At 38.5% G+C, this 20,357-nt stretch carries 18 protein-coding genes and 2 tRNA genes; 15 read left to right on the plus strand and 5 right to left on the minus strand.

What is annotated here, in order from left to right:
- Nucleotides 1-27: 27 nt before the first annotated feature.
- Nucleotides 28-1,779: an IS1634 family transposase gene (locus BMY80_RS00600; RefSeq protein WP_093139944.1), complete on the minus strand. Its 1,752-nt coding sequence runs from the start codon at nucleotides 1,777-1,779 to the stop codon at nucleotides 28-30.
- A gap of 498 nt (nucleotides 1,780-2,277) precedes the next feature.
- Between BMY80_RS00600 and BMY80_RS00605 the strand changes: the two genes are divergently transcribed.
- A complete protein-coding gene (locus tag BMY80_RS00605; RefSeq protein WP_093139946.1) occupies nucleotides 2,278-3,342 on the plus strand; it encodes an HD-GYP domain-containing protein in 1,065 nt (354 codons plus the stop codon).
- Between the two features lie 62 nt (nucleotides 3,343-3,404).
- On the opposite strand, the gene BMY80_RS00610 is transcribed toward BMY80_RS00605, so the two are convergent.
- Nucleotides 3,405-4,373 (minus strand): polyprenyl synthetase family protein, encoded by a 969-nt coding sequence (locus BMY80_RS00610; RefSeq protein WP_093139948.1) that lies wholly within the window; start codon nucleotides 4,371-4,373, stop codon nucleotides 3,405-3,407.
- Nucleotides 4,374-4,733: 360 nt separating this feature from the next.
- On the opposite strand from BMY80_RS00610, the gene rplU reads away from it, so the two are divergent.
- The 4 genes from rplU (at nucleotide 4,734) to BMY80_RS00630 (ending at nucleotide 7,074) form a co-directional block, all read left to right on the plus strand.
- Nucleotides 4,734-5,048 carry a 50S ribosomal protein L21 gene (gene rplU / locus BMY80_RS00615; protein WP_031579769.1) on the plus strand — a complete coding sequence of 105 codons (315 nt, stop codon included), beginning with the start codon at nucleotides 4,734-4,736 and terminating at the stop codon, nucleotides 5,046-5,048.
- A gap of 10 nt (nucleotides 5,049-5,058) precedes the next feature.
- Nucleotides 5,059-5,316, plus strand: coding sequence for a 50S ribosomal protein L27 (gene rpmA, locus BMY80_RS00620; protein WP_031579767.1), 258 nt, complete (start codon nucleotides 5,059-5,061; stop codon nucleotides 5,314-5,316).
- A gap of 101 nt (nucleotides 5,317-5,417) precedes the next feature.
- On the plus strand, nucleotides 5,418-6,671 hold the full coding sequence (gene cgtA, locus BMY80_RS00625; RefSeq protein ID WP_093139950.1) for an Obg family GTPase CgtA: 1,254 nt from the start codon (nucleotides 5,418-5,420) through the stop codon (nucleotides 6,669-6,671).
- Between the two features lie 166 nt (nucleotides 6,672-6,837).
- Entirely contained in the window at nucleotides 6,838-7,074 is a 237-nt protein-coding gene (locus tag BMY80_RS00630; protein ID WP_218140301.1) for a hypothetical protein, read from the plus strand.
- Between the two features lie 22 nt (nucleotides 7,075-7,096).
- On the opposite strand, the gene folA is transcribed toward BMY80_RS00630, so the two are convergent.
- Together folA and BMY80_RS00640 are read right to left on the minus strand one after the other, a co-directional pair.
- On the minus strand, nucleotides 7,097-7,588 hold the full coding sequence (gene folA / locus BMY80_RS00635) for a type 3 dihydrofolate reductase (RefSeq protein WP_093139954.1): 492 nt from the start codon (nucleotides 7,586-7,588) through the stop codon (nucleotides 7,097-7,099).
- A 17-nt stretch (nucleotides 7,589-7,605) separates the two neighbouring features.
- Nucleotides 7,606-8,454, minus strand: a complete 849-nt coding sequence (locus BMY80_RS00640) for a symmetrical bis(5'-nucleosyl)-tetraphosphatase (protein ID WP_093139957.1) — start codon at nucleotides 8,452-8,454, stop codon at nucleotides 7,606-7,608.
- 360 nt (nucleotides 8,455-8,814) lie between these two features.
- Between BMY80_RS00640 and dnaG the strand changes: the two genes are divergently transcribed.
- The 5 genes from dnaG to BMY80_RS00665 all read left to right on the plus strand — a co-directional run bounded on the left by dnaG (nucleotide 8,815) and on the right by BMY80_RS00665 (nucleotide 14,451).
- Nucleotides 8,815-10,605 carry a DNA primase gene (dnaG, locus tag BMY80_RS00645; protein WP_093139960.1) on the plus strand — a complete coding sequence of 597 codons (1,791 nt, stop codon included), beginning with the start codon at nucleotides 8,815-8,817 and terminating at the stop codon, nucleotides 10,603-10,605.
- A gap of 446 nt (nucleotides 10,606-11,051) precedes the next feature.
- Complete coding sequence (gene rpoD / locus BMY80_RS00650) at nucleotides 11,052-12,980, plus strand: RNA polymerase sigma factor RpoD (protein WP_093139963.1); 1,929 nt, start codon at nucleotides 11,052-11,054, stop codon at nucleotides 12,978-12,980.
- Between the two features lie 186 nt (nucleotides 12,981-13,166).
- Nucleotides 13,167-13,243, plus strand: a tRNA-Ile gene (locus tag BMY80_RS00655).
- 154 nt (nucleotides 13,244-13,397) lie between these two features.
- Nucleotides 13,398-13,856: a thioredoxin-dependent thiol peroxidase gene (gene bcp / locus BMY80_RS00660; RefSeq protein ID WP_031579759.1), complete on the plus strand. Its 459-nt coding sequence runs from the start codon at nucleotides 13,398-13,400 to the stop codon at nucleotides 13,854-13,856.
- Between the two features lie 49 nt (nucleotides 13,857-13,905).
- Nucleotides 13,906-14,451: a hypothetical protein gene (locus BMY80_RS00665; protein WP_093139966.1), complete on the plus strand. Its 546-nt coding sequence runs from the start codon at nucleotides 13,906-13,908 to the stop codon at nucleotides 14,449-14,451.
- A gap of 178 nt (nucleotides 14,452-14,629) precedes the next feature.
- On the opposite strand, the gene BMY80_RS00670 is transcribed toward BMY80_RS00665, so the two are convergent.
- Nucleotides 14,630-14,705, minus strand: a tRNA-Trp gene (locus BMY80_RS00670).
- A 310-nt stretch (nucleotides 14,706-15,015) separates the two neighbouring features.
- On the opposite strand from BMY80_RS00670, the gene pyrB reads away from it, so the two are divergent.
- The 5 genes from pyrB (at nucleotide 15,016) to BMY80_RS00695 (ending at nucleotide 20,343) form a co-directional block, all read left to right on the plus strand.
- Nucleotides 15,016-15,939: an aspartate carbamoyltransferase gene (gene pyrB, locus BMY80_RS00675; RefSeq protein WP_031579756.1), complete on the plus strand. Its 924-nt coding sequence runs from the start codon at nucleotides 15,016-15,018 to the stop codon at nucleotides 15,937-15,939.
- A gap of 1 nt (nucleotide 15,940) precedes the next feature.
- Nucleotides 15,941-16,408, plus strand: a complete 468-nt coding sequence (pyrI, locus tag BMY80_RS00680) for an aspartate carbamoyltransferase regulatory subunit (RefSeq protein WP_031579755.1) — start codon at nucleotides 15,941-15,943, stop codon at nucleotides 16,406-16,408.
- A gap of 673 nt (nucleotides 16,409-17,081) precedes the next feature.
- The gene (locus BMY80_RS00685) at nucleotides 17,082-19,226 is read left to right on the plus strand and encodes a transporter substrate-binding domain-containing diguanylate cyclase (protein WP_093139969.1); all 2,145 of its coding nucleotides are present in this window, start codon (nucleotides 17,082-17,084) and stop codon (nucleotides 19,224-19,226) included.
- Between the two features lie 116 nt (nucleotides 19,227-19,342).
- Entirely contained in the window at nucleotides 19,343-19,618 is a 276-nt protein-coding gene (locus tag BMY80_RS00690) for a heavy-metal-associated domain-containing protein (protein ID WP_031580115.1), read from the plus strand.
- A gap of 2 nt (nucleotides 19,619-19,620) precedes the next feature.
- Nucleotides 19,621-20,343 (plus strand): hypothetical protein, encoded by a 723-nt coding sequence (locus BMY80_RS00695; RefSeq protein WP_031580116.1) that lies wholly within the window; start codon nucleotides 19,621-19,623, stop codon nucleotides 20,341-20,343.
- The last annotated feature ends 14 nt before the right edge of the window (nucleotides 20,344-20,357 follow it).

Consider the following 20,357-nt stretch of genomic DNA (forward strand, 5'->3'; position numbering starts at 1 on the left):
TACCCCTAACTCCGCAGATCATAGTTTCTAATTTTTGATTTGCTTCTTTGGGTAAGGTATGCCGAACAAGTCGAAGAGATCTCTGGTTTTTTTAGGGATCTCTTTTGTTATGTAAGTACCTCTTCCCGGTGCCTTTGTGGCCTGAAGCTTTTTAAGCTGTATCATTGCCTTTTCCAATGATTCTCCTGGAAGTACCTTTCCGTCCGCTTTATGTCCGGCAGCGCTAACGCACATCATCATCCTCAAGGTCTGAGCCAGTAGATGAATGAATATTTTTCCCTTATATGTTGAACCGGTGGCATAGAGGCGTTCTCCTCCGTTCAAAACCTTAAACTGTTTAAAGGCTACTTCTACGATATTCCTTTCTCTGTATATAACAAGAGCATCAAACGGGTTGGAAATTTCATTGGTTCTTAAAGCGAAATATCCATTGTAACGGCAGGCTTTTTCCACTGCGTCAGCTTTCAGATACCAGGTCTTTGTTTTCTTATCCTGCTCTAAATATTTTGAGTATCTCTGCCATAAATTCCGATCGATTTTTAATTTGTTGTTCTGGATGTCTAAAAGTCTCTGTACATCACGCATGAAGTTAACATTTTCCTGTTCTCCTAAAGTTCCTGAGTGATAAAGATGGAGGTAGACATCATGGTCTATGGTATAACCGTCGCAGGTAGAGCTCCATTTCTCGACTTCACCGGTTCTGGCATAAACACCCAAGGCTCCATTCATGAAAACAGGATTGCTCAGTCTTTCCTTATATCGGTCAATCTTTGCCTTTACGGCGTCTTCTGTAAGCTTAACACCAGTTAGAAATTTTATTTGAACGTTAATCTGTTTTTGAACGTTCATAACAGAGGAATAACCACGGTCTGTAACTACTAAAATGTCAGACAGATCCATACCAATGTTTCTCATCCGCATAATAATATCCGGAAATATGGTCATGTCGTTAACAGAGCCTTCTGATTCATATGCATAACAGACATCGCCGGATTCATAATCCACACATAGAGTCAGATTAACCTGTTTGAGAAAGTCATCCTGTTTGGCATGACCAAAAGCCGCATCATCAATCGACTTTGAATATGTGCTGATGCTGGTTGAATCCATGGCCATCATCATGGGAGGTACATACTGCCCTTTCTTATGGGCATATTCCTTTCTTTGCTGATGAAGTTCAGTAAGTCTCGAAAGGCGTAATTTAAAATAATTGTCTATTTTTTCCTGGGTAACAGTGGCCAGAAGCCTGCTGATTTTCTGACTGGATAAAGGTTGGGCATCAGGAAGATAATACATGGAAAGCCAGTCTTCATAATTATGCATGGCCATGGCATGAGAACATAACTCATAAATACCGAGTCTAAGAAGCTCAATGCCATCTTCTCCAAAAGCTGCTTTTAATGAACTGATTATTCCATATCGTTTTGCCATTTCCCACAGGGAATAGGTCAGACCGAATGAGATGCAGTCACATCTCCAGGACAAATCAATATCAGCATCCCGCTGAATGGATAAAGCTTCTTCATCAGACCTGACAACAAGTCGGTTGTCTTCATAAAAGACAGAACAGTCTATATATTCAGGGTGTTGTTCAAGATAGGTTTTTCCCAATGAAACCTTTCCGTTATCGGTATTAAGTCTGCCTACATGAATACGTTTGGCGACACGTGACTGCTTTTTTACTGAATCCCATTTATTGTAGTAAGAGATGATGTAGGTTCTACCTTTTTTGTCTGTATAACTGGAGAAATTCCACTTGATGTCTGTTGAGTCTGTCATATAAATAGTTCATTAGATATATCATGGACTATGTTATACCCATAACGAAAAAAAATAAAGAGAATTTTTTAAAAACATGGGAATAAATGTGATATTTAATGGTTTTATGATGAGATTCGCCCTAGTTATAAACTAGGGCGTGCGGAGTTTAGGTAATACGTATTTTTCTGTAAAGATATAAATACTGAAAGAGTCTGACAGATGTCAGACTCTTTTTTTGTTGAAAAGATAATGTTATAAAATTGTTGCAAAAAAGTATTTAAAACGTGATGTGATTACGTTATTCAGTCAATTTCAGAGAAGATACACATTCTTTATAATAAAATATCAAAATCATTATTTTGATTTTCAAAACAGTACATAAAAAACAAAAACAAAAATAAAAAGATAAAACTGGTCTGTTACTGTTAACCTGTCGGAATAAGAAATTAAATATTAAGAAAAAATAAGACGGGATGATAAATAAAGTAAATATAAACGGGCAGGCAAGAGGTTTTGATGCTTCAGAGAAATATACTGATTGTTGATGATGACAAGAATAATGTTCTTGTGTTAGGGGATTTTTTAAAAGGGTTCAGATTACTGGAAGTATCAAATGTCAGGGAAACCATGCAGACCGCTGCATTGTCTCCTTTTGAATTAATCATTATAAACATGCAGACCAAGGGTCTGGATACTATTCACCTTATAGAGTCACTGAAAAGATTACCTTTAACCAGTTCAATTCCAGTGGTGGTACTGGGTAACGGTGTAAATACCTATGTTGAAGACAGAGCATTCGAACTAGGTGTTGATGATTATATAAATTTAAAATCATCAATTTCCACCATCAGTTCAAGAATTTTAAGGGTTATTGATTATCAGCGCTGCCTGAAAGAAATAGCCCTTAAGGATGAAATTGCAGAGGATAAGATTGAACGGATGCAGAAGCAGATAATAGAATCATTTGCTTCAATAATCGAAGGTCGGGATTCTTCAACAGGAGCTCATATTAAAAGAACGGCAGCTTACGTGGAGATCGTTATACGCGGTCTGATTGAGGCAGGGGATTATCTTGATGAGCTTACCGATGATTTCTGCGAATCATGTGTTGCTGCGGCACCTTTGCATGATATCGGTAAAATAACTGTTTCAGACGTGATTTTATGTAAGCCGGGAAAACTTACCGTGGATGAATTCATGATTATGCAGACTCATGCCAGAATCGGCGGAAAGATGATTGCTGAAACTCTTTCAGGAATGGAAAGTTCACTGATGCTTTCAACTGCAGTGGACATGGCGACTTACCATCATGAAAAATGGAACGGAACCGGATATCCTTTTAATCTGGTGCGAGAGGATATTCCTCTGTGTGCCAGAATAATGGCGATCGCCGATGTCTTTGACGCCCTTGTTTCAAAAAGGTGTTATAAGGAGCCCATAAGCTACGAACAGGCTTTTGATATTATTCGTGACGAATCAGGACGACACTTTGATCCGAAGATTGTTGAAGTTTTCATGAAGTTAAAGGATGAGGTTGTCAAGGCGTCAGATTGCCTGTATCCGTCAGAAAACGGAGTGTGAAATTGCGAAATTAAATAAAATACTGCAAAGGATTTTATTTAATTTCAGTTTATCAATGTGTGTCAGTACTTTCTTTTGTATGAGGCATAAGCAAGCTCACCGAGTGCCTGTCTGTATTCTGAGTCGTTAAAAATGCTTATTGCTTCAATTGCTTCCTTAATCAGTCTGTCAGCTACTCTGTCACATTCGCTGATGGCTCCAGTCTCATTGATGAGTCTGATAATGGCATCAATATCATTGCCGTTTATGGCTGCATAAACTGTTTCAGGAGAAATGCCCTGTCTGTTGTGAATGGTATAGATTAACGGCAGGGTAATTTTCTTTTCCTCTATGTCACGGCCAATGTTTTTACCGAGTACGCTGCTGTCGGAGGTGTAATCCAAAATATCGTCGGCTATCTGGAATGCATAGCCAATGTTTCTGCCGTATTTTGCCAGAGATTCAATTTCTGCGTCACTGCAGTTAAGGACTAATCCCGGAATCTTTGTAGTGATTTCGAACAGAACTGAAGTCTTGGAATATATGGTTTTAAAGTAACTTTCTTCAGTAACCTCCAGATTGGCTGTGTTTGACATCTGGGTGAGTTCTCCCTGAACAAGAGTGGTCAGGGCATCAGAAAAAGTTCTGCTGATACGCGCGTCAGTTGTTTTAATTGTTGCGTTATAGGCTTTGGTGAAGAGATAGTCGCCTCCGAGAACAGCCACCTTGTTTCCAAAAGCACTGTTGGTACTCGGGATACCTCTGCGCATAAGACCTTCATCTATGACATCGTCGTGCATCAGTGTGGCAGTATGAAGAATTTCGACGGCTGCCGCCAGAGACAGAATATTCTCGTTATAAATATCTTTCGGAGAAATAAGGCCGGTAATAAGAGTCATTAGCCTTGGTCTGATGCGTTTACCTCCGGCGGTTATCAGGTGATAGCATGCCTGATTTAACAGTTCTATAGGTGATTTGATCTGCTCTATGATCAACCTGTCTATTTCTTTGACCGGCTCTTCAGTCAGTTTCATAAATAAAGATTCAGACATATCTTTCACCTAATTGCTAATAATGTTATCTAATAAAAGACAGCATCTGATGCTGTCATGCCAGAGATTATCTCCTTATTATATTACATAAATCGCATAATTAAGTTATAAATGATGATATGTGAATAAAAAGATTAGATTGTAATACTTCTCAATATGTGGATTGTTCAGAAGATTTACAGGAATATGGCTGTGTTTTTCCCATAGCAGATTAGTATCAAAGTGCTAAATTTATTTTTTTTGATTTTATTCAAATTTTACCTTGCATAAAGGATAACAAATCTGTATAATTCGCACCATTATCATGTTAAGAATTTTTATGTACCTAGCCTAGCTGGGTACTTTTAAGAGGATTATATAATGTACGCAGTTATTTCAACTAGCGGCAAGCAGTACCAGGTAGCTGTTGACGATGTATTAGAAGTTGATTTAGACGCTTCTAAGAACGTTGGCGATTCTGTAGATTTCGACAAGGTACTCATGGTTGCCGATGGAGACAACGTAAAGGTTGGTGCTCCATATGTAGAAGGTGGTAAGGTAGTTGCTGAAGTAATTAAGTCTATTGGTGGCGAAAAGGTTAGTATTACTAAGTTCCGTCGTCGTAAGCATCATCAGAAGGTTACCGGTCACCGTCAGTGGTACACTCAGGTTAAAATTACCGGTATTAATGCATAAGGAGTAGACAATGGCTCATAAGAAAGCTGGTGGTAGTACACATAACGGTCGTGACTCCCAAGGTCAGCGTTTAGGTGTTAAGATTTTCGATGGTCAGGCTGTTTCAGCTGGTAGTATTCTTGTACGTCAGCGTGGTACTCAGTTCCATGCAGGCAGCAACGTAGGTGTTGCAAAGGACTATACCTTATTTGCAACCAGCAATGGTAAGGTTAAGTACACCGTTGGTGGCCCTAAGCATCGTAGATATGTAAGCGTTATCGCTGACTAATATCTAAGAGATTGACAAAGAGACTCTGCCCTATGTGTTAAGGTAGAGTCTTTTTTTTTGTAGGTTTATGTTTAACGGATTTACTGAAAGGAAATATCATAATGAAATTCGTTGATGAAGCTAAAATTCGTGTTGAAGCCGGCGATGGCGGTAACGGTATTGTAAGCTTTAGAAGAGAAAAATTTATCCCTAAAGGCGGTCCAGACGGTGGTGACGGCGGCAATGGCGGTGACGTTTATATGCGTGCTGATACCAGCGTTAATACATTGATAGACTTTCAGTTTCAGAAGTTTTACATGGCTGGAAGAGGTAAGAACGGCGGTCCGGCCAACTGTACCGGTGCCGCTGGGGAAGATATCATTATCAGGGTGCCTTTGGGAACTCGTGTTATAGATGATGATACAGGTGAAGTTATAGGCGATCTTATAAAGGAAAATCAGGTTCTTCTGGTTGCCAAGGGCGGTTTCCATGGTTTAGGCAATACCCGTTTTAAGAGCTCTATCAATCGTGCTCCTAGACAGAAAACCAATGGTACTTCCGGCGACAAACGATACCTGCGTCTTGAGCTGATGCTTTTGGCTGATGTTGGTATGCTTGGTCTGCCTAATGCCGGCAAGTCAACATTTATAAGTTCTGTAAGTGCGGCCAGACCTAAGATTGCCGATTATCCGTTTACTACTCTTGAGCCGTCACTCGGCGTTGTAAGAGTAGGGGAAGGAAGAAGCTTTGTTGTTGCGGATATACCAGGTCTGATTGAAGGTGCGTCACAGGGGGCTGGGCTCGGTCACAGGTTCTTAAGACATCTTGAACGTTGTCGTGTTCTTCTGCATCTTGTTGATCTTCAGCCTGTTGACGGTTCTGATCCTGTTGAAAACATTATAACCATTGAACAGGAACTTGCTCTGTACAGTGAAAAGCTTGCACAGAAGACCAGATGGCTGGTGTTCAACAAGTGTGATATTCATACTGAAGATGAACTTAAGGAAATTATTGATGATATCCTTACCAGACTGGATCGCAAGGATCAGAAGTACTATGTTATTTCTGCTGCTGCAGGAATTAATGTTAAACCTCTGTGCAGTGACGTCATGAATGAGCTTGAGGCCATCAGAATGAATGAAGAAGCTCAGACTGATGAAGACAAGGCTCAGGCTAACAACGAGAACTTTGTATGGGATAAGCCTGAACCTCCTCAGCCTAAGTTTGATGACGATTTCTTTGATGATGAATTTGATGATTTTGATGAAGAGTCATTTGAGGATGATGATTTACCGGAAGAAGACGATTCATTTGAAGATGTTGGCAATTCAGACAAAGAAAGTTCTGAAAATGAAAATCAAAAGTCAAAAGAGTAGTTTTTACAGAACAGTCTGACGTTGATTGATATTGAGGGCGGGAAAAATTTTTTCCCGCCTTTTTATTATTATGAGTGAAGATGGAGATCTGTTACGGATGTTCTGTTATTCTTTATCCGTATGGCAGGATTCGGTTGCTGTGATTCTATGAGAGGTAGATATGGGATTGTTCGACAGTTTATTTGCTCGGAGACGGATTAAACAGACGCCGTATGATCCGAAGATAGAAGAACCTGTATTACGTATAGGTATCTGTACCGGCGAAAAAGTGGCCGGATTTTCCAATTTAAGAAACGGACATTTCAGAGAGGTAATGCTGATTACTTCAGATAAGGAACTGGATGAATTCTGCCGGCGTTATGACGTAGACAGAAAAAGTATTAAGGAAATAACGGCCGGCTGACTGCTATAGCCGGCCTGAACATTTATCTGATTTTTTCGTAAGTTATAAAATCCAGATCATATTTGTTTTTCTCATCAGCACTGTAATGTTCTGTTCTGATGATTTTGTAGGAGTTCCTGTTGTACTCAGGGAAATATGTGTCACCTTCAATATCTGTATTGATAAGAGTAATGTAGAGACGATCAGCTCTGTCTATAAACTGTTTATATATTGAACCTCCGCCTATAACAAAGAGTTCTGATGCATTTTTGGCGGCTTCAAAAGCTTCCTCTACAGTTTTTACGTATTTAAGGTTTGGATTTTCCGAAGACTGAGGGTTACTGGTAAGAACAATGTTCAGCCTTCCGGGAAGCGGTCTGCCTATACTTTTAAACGTGCGGCTTCCCATCAGTACTGGAGAACCCATGGTGGTTCTTTTAAAATAAGCCAAATCTGCAGGCAGGCTCCAGGGCATACCTCCATCTTTGCCGATAACCATATTTCTGGTGTGCGCTACAATAATGGATAAAATCATAATTATCTCTCTTGCTGTTATTTGTCGAACTTGCTTGGCTGTCTGCTTGGTACACTGTAGATTGTGTCTGTATCATAGCACCATCCGGTCAGACGGTTTCCCCATACACATCCGGTATCAAGCGATTTTATTCTGGGATGCAGACATTTACCGGTAAGTGCTGCCCAGTGACCAAATACCAGTGTATAGTCTCTGTCGGCTTTCAGTGCATCATGACTAAGCAGATCAAACCATGGAACCAGTCCTTCTTCTCTGGCTTCTTCAGGGGAGTTTTTATTTTTAAAATCAAGACTTTTATCCGCATAGCATAATCTGATTCTGGTAAATACATTGGTAATGTATCTTAATCTTGATATACCTGAAAGGTTGTCAAACCAGCAAGAAGGATCGTCACTGTACATTTCTGAAAGAAAGTTGTCCAACTGTTTTTCATCACGTATGACCTGTTCCATTTCTCTGGCACAGCTGATGGCAGTCCCGATATTCCATTGAGGGGTAATTCCCGCGTGAACCGTGCATACGGGTATTTCAGGGTGAATATACAGCAGAGGCTGTTTTCTCAGCCAGTCTGTGATGGAGTCGATTTTTGAAGATTTCAGAATGGGGCTGAGATTATCTTTTTTCTTCGGCTGGTTATGGCCGAAGATAACTGCCAGAAGATTGAGATCGTGGTTTCCAAGAACCATGTGGGCTCTGTCTCCTAAACTTCTGACGTATTCGATGGTTTCAAGCGGGTGAGGTCCCCGGCCAATGATGTCCCCGGTTAAAACAAGTTCGTCATCATTCGGATTGAATTCCATTACGTTAAGCAGATCCTGCAGTTCATGAAAGCAGGCATGCACATCTCCAATAAAATAGACAGACATAGTTAACACCTCTAAAAAACAGGGTATATCATAACACATTTATTAAAAAGGTATGATTGTCAGAGCAGTATCCACAGTTTTAAAAATGAATAGGTCATTTTTGGTTAAATAAAGTGAATACGGTGAACAGAATAAAAAATATGTTTATATTTCTTCTTTGTTTCGTGTATACTGATTTTATATATTTATGGACTCATGGTAATTATTTTATGATGTCCGGATTGGTGGAATGAACCAGTACAACTGACAGGACTGAATGCTGTGTTTCATGTATTCCACTGAGAATGAAATAAAAATTTATAAAACTTAAGGTCGAAATTTAGAAATAAGATAGTATATGTATGTGTGAAGGATTGTAATATGCCAAGAATTAAAGAAAGTTTTATAAACGAACTCCTTGAAAGAGTTGACATAGTTGACGTAATCAGTTCACGTATTAAACTGAAAAAAACCGGTTCGGGCTATATGGCCTGCTGTCCTTTTCATTCAGAAAAGACTCCGAGTTTCAGTGTAAGTCCTCAAAAACAGTTCTTTAACTGTTTCGGTTGCCATGAAGCCGGCAACGCATACCGTTTCATAATGAAATATGACAATGTGAACTTTACTGAAGCTGTTGAAGAAGTTGCCAAAATTGCCGGTATTTCAGTTGAGTATGATGAAAATTCAAAATACAATCCGGAAAAAACACTGGATACATTTGAATTAACGAAAGCAGCCGCCGGTTTCTATCATCAGGAGCTTTTTAAACATCCGGAAGCCCGTCAGTATCTGCAGAATAGAGGTATAACTCAGGAAACCATAGAAAAGTATCAGATTGGTTTTGCTCCGAATAACTGGGATTTTATTTTCAAATCATTATGTGCGGACAGTCGCCAGAATCCTGACAAGGTTTCAAAGCTTCTTGATATAGGACTGATAAAGGAAAATGAATCCGGTCGTTATTATGACATGTTCCGTAATCGTGTGATCATTCCAATTAGAGATAAAAAAGGTAATGTGATAGCGTTTGGCGGACGAGTTCTTGATAATTCAAAGCCTAAATACATCAATTCCAAAGAAAGTGAAATATACAAAAAAGGGTACGAGTTATTTAATCTAGACTATGTCAGAAAACTTCCAAAGGAGGAACTTAACTGCATAATCATCACTGAAGGGTACATGGATGTTATAGCTCTTGATCAGTATGGAGTGCATAATGCGGTCGCCTCTCTCGGAACTGCTACGACTCCTATGCAGCTGAGTCTGCTGTTCAAACAGACCGATAAGATAGTTTTCTGTTATGACGGTGATGATGCCGGTCGCCATGCGGCATGGAGAGCTTTCGGTCTTACTCTTTCTGCCGTAAGGGATGATAAGGTGCTGTCTTTCTGCTTCCTTCCTAAGGAACATGATCCCGACTCGCTTGTTCGTGCACAGGGGGCTGCCGGTTTTAGAAAATACCTTGAAAATTCTCTGTTTTTTAAAGACTATCTGATGAGTGAACTCAGTCATCGTTATGATCTTGGGTCTGATGAAGGTCAGATTAAAGCCGTGGATGAATTCTGCAGTCTGGTAAAACGGATTACAGATGCTCCTATAATGTTGCAGTCCTTGATTGTGGCCATGGCGAAACTTGTAGGGTGGGAGGAAAGACGTATTGAAATCTGCCTTCAGAACAAACAGACGGATGTTCATGAAAGTGAGCCGCAGGAGCGTTCGCAGATTCAGAATCAGAATTCACAGATTGAGATAACCGCCTTACGGGGACTTGTTGCCAGAATTATTCAGAATCCGTATCTGGTGAATCAGATTCCTGAACAGGACAGACTGAACAGACTTCTGAGTGATTATGCTGATCAGAAGGCGGCAATAGTTCTTGATTTGCTTGAAAAAATCAGAGCTAAACCGGATATAACTACAGGAGCACTGCTTGAACAGTACAGAGGTTCGGTGTATGAGAGGATTATGAATCTTCTTGCAGCTGTTAAGCTGGATGACAGTCTGGAGAACGTAAAAATATCCAGCATGCTGATTTTTATAAAAATGTATCTTTCTGAAGCGGTTGAAGCCAAAATATCCTGGCTGCGCCGGGAAAGTTCACGCAGAAATCTGACTAACGAAGAAATGGCTTTATCTACACTGCTGGAAAGAAAATTAAGAAATATCAAATAAATTCACAGATCTTATGAAGCCGCCGGGTGTCCGTCGGCTTCAGTTGATAATATATATAAAACATATGTTTCACGGTTTTATAAAAATCTGATTGAAAAATTCATTTTCGGGCTTATGTATACACGTAGACTGAAGATTAATTTATAAATATAGATCCAGGTTATATTTTTGGAATGATAAGCAATAAAATGCTTGAGATTATTCACGAAAGATCTTGTTTGGTCTTTGAAAAAAGCCTGATAAGTATTTATAATAATGTGTCTGCTTAGTGTGTAATTATTATTTTTTTCTGTTTGTACTTTAGATAGACTGGTCGGCATATATTTAGTTAAGACAGCTATACATTATTGAAATTCAAAAAAACAGGAAATACGCCAAAGGGCTTCAGTTTCTGCTTCCTGCATGAACTGCGGCGTTATCTTAAACAAAATTAGAAAGGTTAAGCAATGGATAGTAAACCGGTTAGTTTTTCTTTGAAGCAACTTCTAAGAGATGGCAAATCCAAAGGTTACTTAACAACTGAAGAAATAAAGGAATTTTTCCCGGCAGAATATCTAGATTCTGAGAAGCTGGAAGAGTTTTTTCAAAGATGTGCCGACATGGATATTCAGATCTGTGAAAAGGCACCGGAGTCAACAGATGATTTAATGCTGCCTCAGAATGTGGCAGAAATCGAAAATATCATTTCTGATATCGGTAAGACCACAGACCCCGTAAGAATGTATATGCGTGAAATGGGCAGTGTGGGACTTCTTGACAGAAGAGCAGAAGTTGATATCGCCAAGAGAATTGAAAACGGCATCAATCAGGTTCAGAGCTGTGTTGCAGAATATCCAAGCGCAATTGATTTTGTGCTTAAGCTGTATGATCAGTATGTGGATGAACAGATCAGACTCAGTGATATCATTACAGGTTTTGCTGAAAATACAGGTAATGAAGAAGAGGAAGTTGCAGTCAAGGACGATGAAGACGAAGTAGTTTTAGACGACGTTAATCTTGATATCGACGCCTCCATAGATCAGGATGGTGAAGCATCCATTGATGATGATGGTGATGATTCATCAGACAAGGTTCAGGTCGACGACGATGATGACGAAGACGGCGATGAAGATGATGAAGACGAAGAAAAGTCTTCAAAAATGATGGATGATGATGAATCCGGTCCTGATCCGGTTTATGCCGCTCAGATGTTTGAACAGCTTAAGGACAAATATAACAATACCACTGAATGTCTTAAGAAGTATGGCCGTGATTCAAAGAGAACACAGAATTCCATTAAGGAACTTGCTGAAGTATTCAAGCAGTTCCGTCTGGTACCGAAGGTTTTTGAACAGCTTATCAAGAACATGAATGATGTTATGGATAAGGTAAAGGTTCAGGAAAGAAGAATCCGTGAAATCATGATCAGATGCGGTATGAAGCCAGAAGATTACCGTGTAAGGTACATTGAATCAAAGAAAGAATCTTCAATGGAATGGTTTGAGAAGATTGTTAAGCTCAAGAAGCCTTTTGCTGAAAGAATGAAGGGGTATGAGAAGGAAATTACCGGTATCGTAGAGCGTTTACGTGAAATCGAGAGTGAAACCGGTCTTCCTATCTGCAAGATTCGTGAAATCAACACCAATATGAAGGTTGGTAATGCTCATGCTCGAAATGCAAAGTCTGAAATGATAGAGGCAAACCTTCGTCTGGTTATTTCCATTGCAAAGAAGTATACCAACAGAGGTCTTCAGTTCCTTGATCTTATTCAGGAAGGTAATATCGGTCTGATGAAGGCGGTTGATAAGTTTGAGTACCGTCGAGGTTATAAGTTCTCTACCTATGCAACCTGGTGGATCAGACAGGCGATTACACGTTCTATAGCCGATCAGGCCAGAACCATTCGTATCCCTGTGCACATGATCGAAACCATTAACAAGCTCAACAGAGTATCTCGTCAGATGCTTCAGGAAAACGGCAGAGAAGCTACTCCGGAAGAACTTTCCAAGAAAATGGGAATTCCTGAAGATAAGATTCGCAAGGTTATGAAGATTTCCAAGGAACCTATGTCCATGGAGACTCCTATAGGTGATGATGATGATTCGCATTTAGGAGATTTTATTGAGGATGAATCACTGCCTCTGCCATCTGATGTGGCAACTTCAGAAAGTCTCAAGGCTGTAACCGAACAGGTACTCTCTGCATTGTCTCCGAGAGAAGCCAAGGTGTTGAGAATGCGTTTCGGTATAGGTATGAATACAGATCATACTCTTGAAGAAGTCGGCAGACAGTTTGATGTTACCAGAGAACGTATTCGTCAGATTGAAGCCAAGGCTTTGAGAAAACTGCGTCATCCAAGCAGATCTGAACCTCTCAAGAGCTTCCTTGATGATTAATTTCTGATGGATTCTGAATAATTAATGCCGATACCGTTTAAAACAGTATCGGCATTATTTTTTGAATGAAGCTGTGGATAAATATTAGTCAAATGATTGGTTATAACCGTGATTTTGAGCAAATACTGAAGTTTAAACTCGACAAATATGAATCACATATGTATAATGCACATGTCTTAATTCATTGGCCCATTAGCTCAGTCGGTTAGAGCAGACGACTCATAATCGTTTGGTCTCCTGTTCAAGTCAGGAATGGGCCACCATCAAATCTCTTGAATTTTTTCCGTTTTTTCTTCTCTTATTCTTTTAATACCATCTATTGCTTAGCATTTTTGTTCAATTGTATTTTTTGAAAGTAATCCTGATAATATAATATATCAGAGTTCATTTATTATAGTTATATCCGAGAGGTTGCTTATGCTCGAAGTCGGTACGATTGCTCCTGATTTTGCATTACCGGATCAGAATGGTATTATTCATAAACTGAGAGATTTTCGCGGGAGAAAGGTAGTTCTGTATTTTTATCCCAAGGACAATACTTCCGGATGCACAAAACAGGCCTGTGGCTATTCTGAAAATATTGCCAGATTTACTGATAACGGAATAGTTGTTTTAGGTATCAGCAAGGATTCTGTTGGTTCGCACGGCAGATTTGCTGATAAGTTCGGACTGCAGTTTACTATACTTTCTGATGAAGAACTTGCCGTGATCAGAAGTTATGACGTGTGGAAAGAGAAAAAACAGTACGGAAGATCGTATATGGGGGTTGTAAGAACAACTTATCTCATTGACGAGAATGGTTTTATCGTTATGGCTAATGATAAAGTAAAGGCTGCAGACGATTATGCTAAAATGCTTGAGTATCTGAAAATTTAAGTTTGTGGAACAGTTGTTTTTTTTCTGAATGTTTCAGGAGTAGGATTTAATGCAGAAAAGTATTCTGGAAATAATTTTAAGATTTTTATTCAGCGGTTCCTCTCAGAGATACGGAAGAGGTTATGGTAGAAGTTACGGGAGAAGAGGAAGGTTCAGTATCATAGGTATTATACTTCTGCTTATAGGAGTCGAGTTTGCCAGTTTATGGACTAACGGTGATGCTAAATTACCCACTTCTCTGGAACCTGAAGCTTATCAGCAGCAGACGGAGCGTGTCCAAGATTCTGAACGAACTCAGACATATGCTGATTCTCAGCAGCTGAGACATCATTACACTTTCAGAAATGACAGACTTTTAAACCAGCATTATGAAAAACACGGAAGAGAAATGGGGTTTTCCAATGCTCAGGCATATCAGGAAGCCGCATTGAATGTTGTAAACAATCCCGCATCTTTTCACAAGGTTGAGATGGATGATGGCGATGATGTTTACTATCTTGAAATCACAAACGAGTTTGTGATTGTATCAACTGACGGTTACATTCGAACCTATTTTAAGCCGTCTAACGGAATCAAATATTATTACAGCAAGTAGTTTCTTATATCTTTTGTGGATCCTTTTTTGATTTATCTGTTTAAAGGAGTTGTTTTTTTTTTAAGACAGCGGCAAATTATTCGGAGAATAAAACGGACATTTTAATGGAAACAGTATTGGGTATTACTAAAATAATTGGATAAAAGATTGAAAAAGGAAAATGTCAGAGAATTGCTTTTGGCAGGGGCGGTAAGACTCGAACTCACAACCGTCGGTTTTGGAGACCGCTGTTCTACCATTAGAACTACGCCCCTAAGCACATGAACAATTATACATATAATTAAGTAAAAATAAAGAAAAAAATCACTTTTGTAAAAAAAAATTGTTTATATGTATAAAACGTATACAAATAGGGGCTTTGCGCAATTTATGATTGACCATTTTTTATTAAAAAATCAAATAACTGAATTTTTTTATTTTTTAAGATGGAATAAAGCTATATAATGTGTACTTCAGATAGCAACGCTAATCTGATGTCCTGAAACCTGATTCTTTATGTCACATTAGCCTTGCTGGGTTTATGAGAGTAGATAATATCTACGTTAGTCAAACCAGGAAAAGATGATGGCAAACAATTTATTCCAGAAAGACATCATTTCAATATCTGAATTTTCTCGTGACGATCTTGAATTGATTATCCACACAGCTCAGCTGTTAAAATCCAATCCTCGTACTGATCTTCTTAAAAATAAACTTGTCGCTAGTTGCTTCTTCGAAGCTTCTACCAGAACAAGATTATCTTTTGAGACTGCAATTCAGCGCCTGGGAGGCAGAGTTATAGGCTTTTCTGATGCAAGCAATACCTCTTTAGCCAAGAAAGGTGAAACTTTTGCAGATTCGATTCGTATTATTACCTCATATGCAGATGCTCTTGTGATGAGACATCATCATGAGGGTGCGGCAAGACTTGCAGCTGACGTATCCCCAGTGCCAGTAATCAACGCTGGTGACGGTTCTAATCAGCATCCTTCACAGACTCTTCTCGATTTATTTACAATTTTTGAAACTCAGAAACATCTTGATAATTTAAGTATTGCATTCGTAGGTGATCTTAAATACGGCAGAACGGTTCATTCTCTGTCTCAGGCTTTATGCAAGTATAATGCGAAGATTTTCCTGGTATCTCCTGATTCGCTGGCCATGCCTGAATATATTATTGATGAGTACGAAGAAAACAATATCGAATATCATATTATGGATAGAATGGAAGATGTTATTCCTGAAGTTGATATTCTGTATATGACCAGAGTTCAGAAGGAACGCTTTGACGAAACTGAATATCGTCACATAAGAGCCAAGTATATTCTTACTCCTGAACTGCTTGAAGACGCAAAGCCTAATCTTAAGGTGTTACATCCTCTGCCAAGAATTGATGAAATTACCGCTGAAGTGGACAAGACTCCTTATGCATATTATTTCCAGCAGGCTGCCAATGGTGTTTATGCCCGCCAGGCTTTATTGTCATTAGTTTTAAACGAAGAGGTTTAACATGACCGAAAAAGAACAGCTTCAGGTTGAAGCCATAAAGAATGGTACTGTAATAGATCATATTCCTGCAGGACAGGCACTGAATATTCTCAAGCATTTCCATATTCTTGATAATAATGACCGTATAACCGTCGGTTTTAACCTTCCTTCAAAAGCTAACGGACATAAGGATCTTATTAAGGTTGAAAATGTTCGTTTTACTGAAGAACAGGCAAATCAGTTAAGTATTTTTGCCCCAAATGCAACTGTTAACATCATTGAAGATTATAAGGTTGTAAACAAGAGAAATATAGATTTGCCGGAAAGTGTGACTGCTGTATTCAAGTGTCCTAATTCCAACTGCATTACAAATGTTGAAAAGACTGCGGTTACCAATTTCAAGGTAATTAATAAGAATGGTAAAATCCAGCTTAAATGCCGTTTCTGTGAAAAGGTATTTAACAAGGAAATCGTTACCGATAATATCTAAAGCTTATTCTTTATTGAAATAACTTTTTATGAAGAGTCTGTCATGTTTGGGTGACAGGCTCTTTTTCTTTCCGTCGGAATATTCAGAGTATAGCAATTTCAGCTAAGCTTATCATAATAAAAGGAGCGGTTGTGGTTATATGTGGATATCTGTTGATTGATATTGAGTATTGTTTACGAAATACTGGGGATAATTATTTGTTGTTTAAATAATAATCAGTATGAGTTGTTAACAAAAAGATGTACACATTTAATTGAATGATTGTTCACAATAAGAACATGCAAAACAGTGGGTAACTATATTTTGATGAAGTTAATATTTTATGAAAATATTTTCATGTAAATTGTGATAATTTATCAAGTAATTAAGTATGTTTTTTGTAAACACGTTATAGACAGGCTATTATTAATATTATCCGCATTAGTCTAAAATTTTGATTGTAGCATTTTTTATTTATTCGTAATGTGGTATATTCTAACAGCATGCTGTTGATTTTCTGTGATTAAAATGTATTAAACGTGTTGACTGATGTATTCAAATTTTTATCCTTCGTAAGGAATTAAGGTTTTTTGATTTTTTACGATGCTCTGACTCTATCAGCAGCTTTTTATTAGGCGGTACATTGCTGAGTAGAGTGAATGATTATAACCTGATAGAGTGACAAAATACCAATATGAAACTGATCAGAATCTGTGCTTTATTTGTTATGTTATTACCTGCAGTTTTTCTGCTTCTGGCTGATGCCGTGGCAGAGGAACCGTCTAAGGTTGTGCGCGTAGGTTGGTTTGATTCTTCTTACAATAACATTGATGGTTCAGGAAGACGAACCGGTTATTCTTATGAATATCAACAAAAGATAGCCGCATACACCGGATGGAACTACGAATATGTTGAAGGTAACTGGGGACAGCTTGTACAAAAGCTCATTAATGGTGAAATTGACATGCTTGGAGGTGTGTCCTATACGGAAGCACGTGCAAACGTTGTTCAGTTTTCTTCATATCCAATGGGAACAGAGGAATATTATCTGTTTATGAATGGAGACAAGGTAGCGGAATATAACGAAGATTTTTCTTACTTCAACGGCAAGAAGATAGGTGTAAATAAACAGAGTGTTCAGCTGGAATTTTTCAAGGAGTGGGAGAAACAGCATAATATTCAGACTGAACTGATTGAACTCCCTGATGGTGAGTCAAAATCAATGAAACTCCTGAAAGATGGCGAGATTGATGGTTTTGTATCTGTGGATAATTATCTTTCTGTTGAAAACATTGTACCAGTGGTAAAGATTGGTTATTCAGATTTCTTTTTTGCCGTAAGCAAAAAAAGATCAGACATTCTGGATGAACTGAATGTTGCCATGGGGAAGATTCAGGACGAAAACCGTTATTATGGCGATGAGCTGTTCATTAAATATATTCGTAATTCAAGAGCAATCACTTATCTCACTCACGATGAACAGCAGTGGTTATCAGAACACAAAACAATCAGAGTTGGATATGTGGATGATTATCTTGCTTATTGCGCTAAGGATAAAGAAACAGAACAGGTAACAGGGGCTCTCAAGGATTATTTACGTAAGGCCAGAACCAGTTTTTCCAATGGCATATTAAATTTTGAAACAAAAGCCTATGATTCAATTTCCGATGCCATGTCTGCAATGCAGAGAGGGGAGGTTGATACTGTATTCCCTTCAAATCTGAGTGTTTATGATGCTGAAGAGGCCGGTGTTCTTATTACACCTTCCATTGTTAATGCGAATCTTTATCTTGTGGTTCGAGCATCAAATGTTGAATATCTGAAAGATATGCAGTACATAAAAGTTGCAGTAGTCGGTGGTGATGATAATTATGAATCCATAGTGAAAACCAAATATTACAACTGGCAGATATATAACTGTGACAATGTTCATGCGTGTATAAGAGACGTGGCCAATGGGAAGGCTGAAGGTTTTTTGATTTCCAACTACAGGTATAACAGCATCAGCAGATTGTGTAGCCAGTATCATCTTGTTGCATTGGATACGGCAAAGGATCTGGATTTTAGATTTGCCGTAAAAAAAGGAGACATGGAACTCTATTCTATTGTTGCCAAAACCACAAACATTGTACCTACATCCTACGTCCATGCCTCATTGACCAAATACTTTTCTGAAGAAGGAAAAATGACAGTATGGGAACTGATTTGCGACAATAAGGCAATTGTGATTTTCCTGATTACGTTAATTATTTCGATGTTATGGCTTATTGTGGTACAGAATCGCCTTATACGTGCCAAGAATGAAGCCAAGAAACACAGTATGAAGGTTCGGGAATTAAGTCATCGTGTTTTTGTGGATGCCCTTACAAGTGTTCGAAACAAAGGTGGATATGATGATTACATACTGCATTTGAAAGAAAGAATTAAAAAGAAGGATGTTGTGGAATTCGGTATCTGCATGTTTGACTGTGATAATCTTAAAGTTATTAATGATAAATACGGACATGAAAAAGGGGATGTGTATTTAAAAACTGCCGCAAAGGCAATCTGTGAAGTATTTCAGCATAGCCCTGTATTCAGAATAGGCGGAGATGAGTTTACTCTGATTTTATTGAATGAAGATTTTAAGAATCGTACAGAATTGATCAATTTGTTTAAGGTAAACTGCAATACTGTTAACGAACAGGCAAAAAATGATTGGGAGCAGATTCATATTTCGATAGGATGTGCTGTCAGTGAATTAAGTAACATGGCGTCTGTTGATGATGTTTTGAGAAAAGCGGATCAACTGATGTATGAAAATAAGAGAAAAAGGAAGGGGAGCAAAGAAGTCCGTTAATCTGTCGTTTTCACAATGTTGGAAGAAAGTTGACTTACAACAGGCTTCTAATGATATACAATAGGTCATGCTTAGGTGATAATCAGGGTTTCACTTTGAAAAGACGGAGCCAGTAGATGTTTAATTTTTTAAAAATCTTTTCCAAGACTGAATGCTACCATTCAAAGTTTATTGTTGAGGGTATGCGGTGTGAAAAATGTGCAGCCAGAGTAATTTCTGCTGTCTCACAGCTTACCGGTGTGCTGAAAGTTGAAGTTTTTATTGAAAAGGATCTTGTTAACGTTTATTCAGATTATGAAATGGAACTGTCTGTTATCGAAGCTGTTATCTCTGACTGTGGATATAAAATTAAAAGCAGTCAAAACCTCGGCAGTGTAATGGTTCGAATCTAACAATGACTAATATCAATAGTGAAATACTGCAGTCAATGAATATAAAGCTGTATTCATTGCGAAAGCCTTCCTTAATAAAAAATGCATCCTCGGAAAACCTGTATTCAGATGTCCTGCGAAGTTTTCCGTTTTTTATTTTTGTCGGTGAAGACAGATATAATAAGGAATGGGTTTTTAATCTTGTAGGATATCTGAAATACATATCCTATCCATGCGGATGGTATGGAAAGGTGAGTGTAAATGCTGAAAGCACTTTAACCATATGTCCTGCTTCAATAAAGGTACTTCCTGATAATTCTGCCCCGGATATTCCTGTCTACCCAGGAGAGAGTGGAAAAAGAAATTTATGGAGCGTTGTGAAAAAATATGTTCAGGAAGTTGAAAAACTTGGAATCGTCAGAACCAGGGTTGAAAAACCATGCTTCATTATAGAGAGTCCTGAAAAGTGCAAGTGGATATTTAATCTGGCTGGTTTTTTTGATTATAACGATATTCCTTTTTCCTGGAATAAAGATGACAGTGACGGGAAAACCATATATATCGGTTTTGATACTGATGATTTTGCCGATAGAAAGATTGTTATTACAGGTAATGGCGAACTTGAGCAGAAAAAACAGGTTTTCAATGAGCTGCTTGGCAGAGGATTCTTGGAAACGGAAAACGGCAGAATAAAGTTGGGAAAATATTTTACTGAAAATGGAAATAAAGAGAATTCACCGGAATGAGCTGGATGCATATC

The sequence above is a fragment of the Ruminobacter amylophilus genome (assembly GCF_900115655.1).
GTDB classification, from domain to species: domain Bacteria; phylum Pseudomonadota; class Gammaproteobacteria; order Enterobacterales; family Succinivibrionaceae; genus Ruminobacter; species Ruminobacter amylophilus.

Coding starts and splice junctions, on each gene's coding strand:
- BMY80_RS00665 (WP_093139966.1), top strand. CDS start 13,906: ATGCAGAAAAGTATTCTGGAAATAATTTTAAGATTTTTATTCAGCGGT.
- BMY80_RS00600 (WP_093139944.1), bottom strand. CDS start 1,779: ATGACAGACTCAACAGACATCAAGTGGAATTTCTCCAGTTATACAGAC.
- BMY80_RS00610 (WP_093139948.1), bottom strand. CDS start 4,373: ATGTCTGAATCTTTATTTATGAAACTGACTGAAGAGCCGGTCAAAGAA.
- dnaG (WP_093139960.1), top strand. CDS start 8,815: ATGCCAAGAATTAAAGAAAGTTTTATAAACGAACTCCTTGAAAGAGTT.
- cgtA (WP_093139950.1), top strand. CDS start 5,418: ATGAAATTCGTTGATGAAGCTAAAATTCGTGTTGAAGCCGGCGATGGC.
- pyrB (WP_031579756.1), top strand. CDS start 15,016: ATGGCAAACAATTTATTCCAGAAAGACATCATTTCAATATCTGAATTT.
- rplU (WP_031579769.1), top strand. CDS start 4,734: ATGTACGCAGTTATTTCAACTAGCGGCAAGCAGTACCAGGTAGCTGTT.
- BMY80_RS00685 (WP_093139969.1), top strand. CDS start 17,082: ATGAAACTGATCAGAATCTGTGCTTTATTTGTTATGTTATTACCTGCA.
- rpoD (WP_093139963.1), top strand. CDS start 11,052: ATGGATAGTAAACCGGTTAGTTTTTCTTTGAAGCAACTTCTAAGAGAT.
- folA (WP_093139954.1), bottom strand. CDS start 7,588: ATGATTTTATCCATTATTGTAGCGCACACCAGAAATATGGTTATCGGC.
- BMY80_RS00605 (WP_093139946.1), top strand. CDS start 2,278: ATGCTTCAGAGAAATATACTGATTGTTGATGATGACAAGAATAATGTT.
- BMY80_RS00690 (WP_031580115.1), top strand. CDS start 19,343: ATGTTTAATTTTTTAAAAATCTTTTCCAAGACTGAATGCTACCATTCA.
- bcp (WP_031579759.1), top strand. CDS start 13,398: ATGCTCGAAGTCGGTACGATTGCTCCTGATTTTGCATTACCGGATCAG.
- rpmA (WP_031579767.1), top strand. CDS start 5,059: ATGGCTCATAAGAAAGCTGGTGGTAGTACACATAACGGTCGTGACTCC.
- BMY80_RS00640 (WP_093139957.1), bottom strand. CDS start 8,454: ATGTCTGTCTATTTTATTGGAGATGTGCATGCCTGCTTTCATGAACTG.
- pyrI (WP_031579755.1), top strand. CDS start 15,941: ATGACCGAAAAAGAACAGCTTCAGGTTGAAGCCATAAAGAATGGTACT.
- BMY80_RS00695 (WP_031580116.1), top strand. CDS start 19,621: ATGACTAATATCAATAGTGAAATACTGCAGTCAATGAATATAAAGCTG.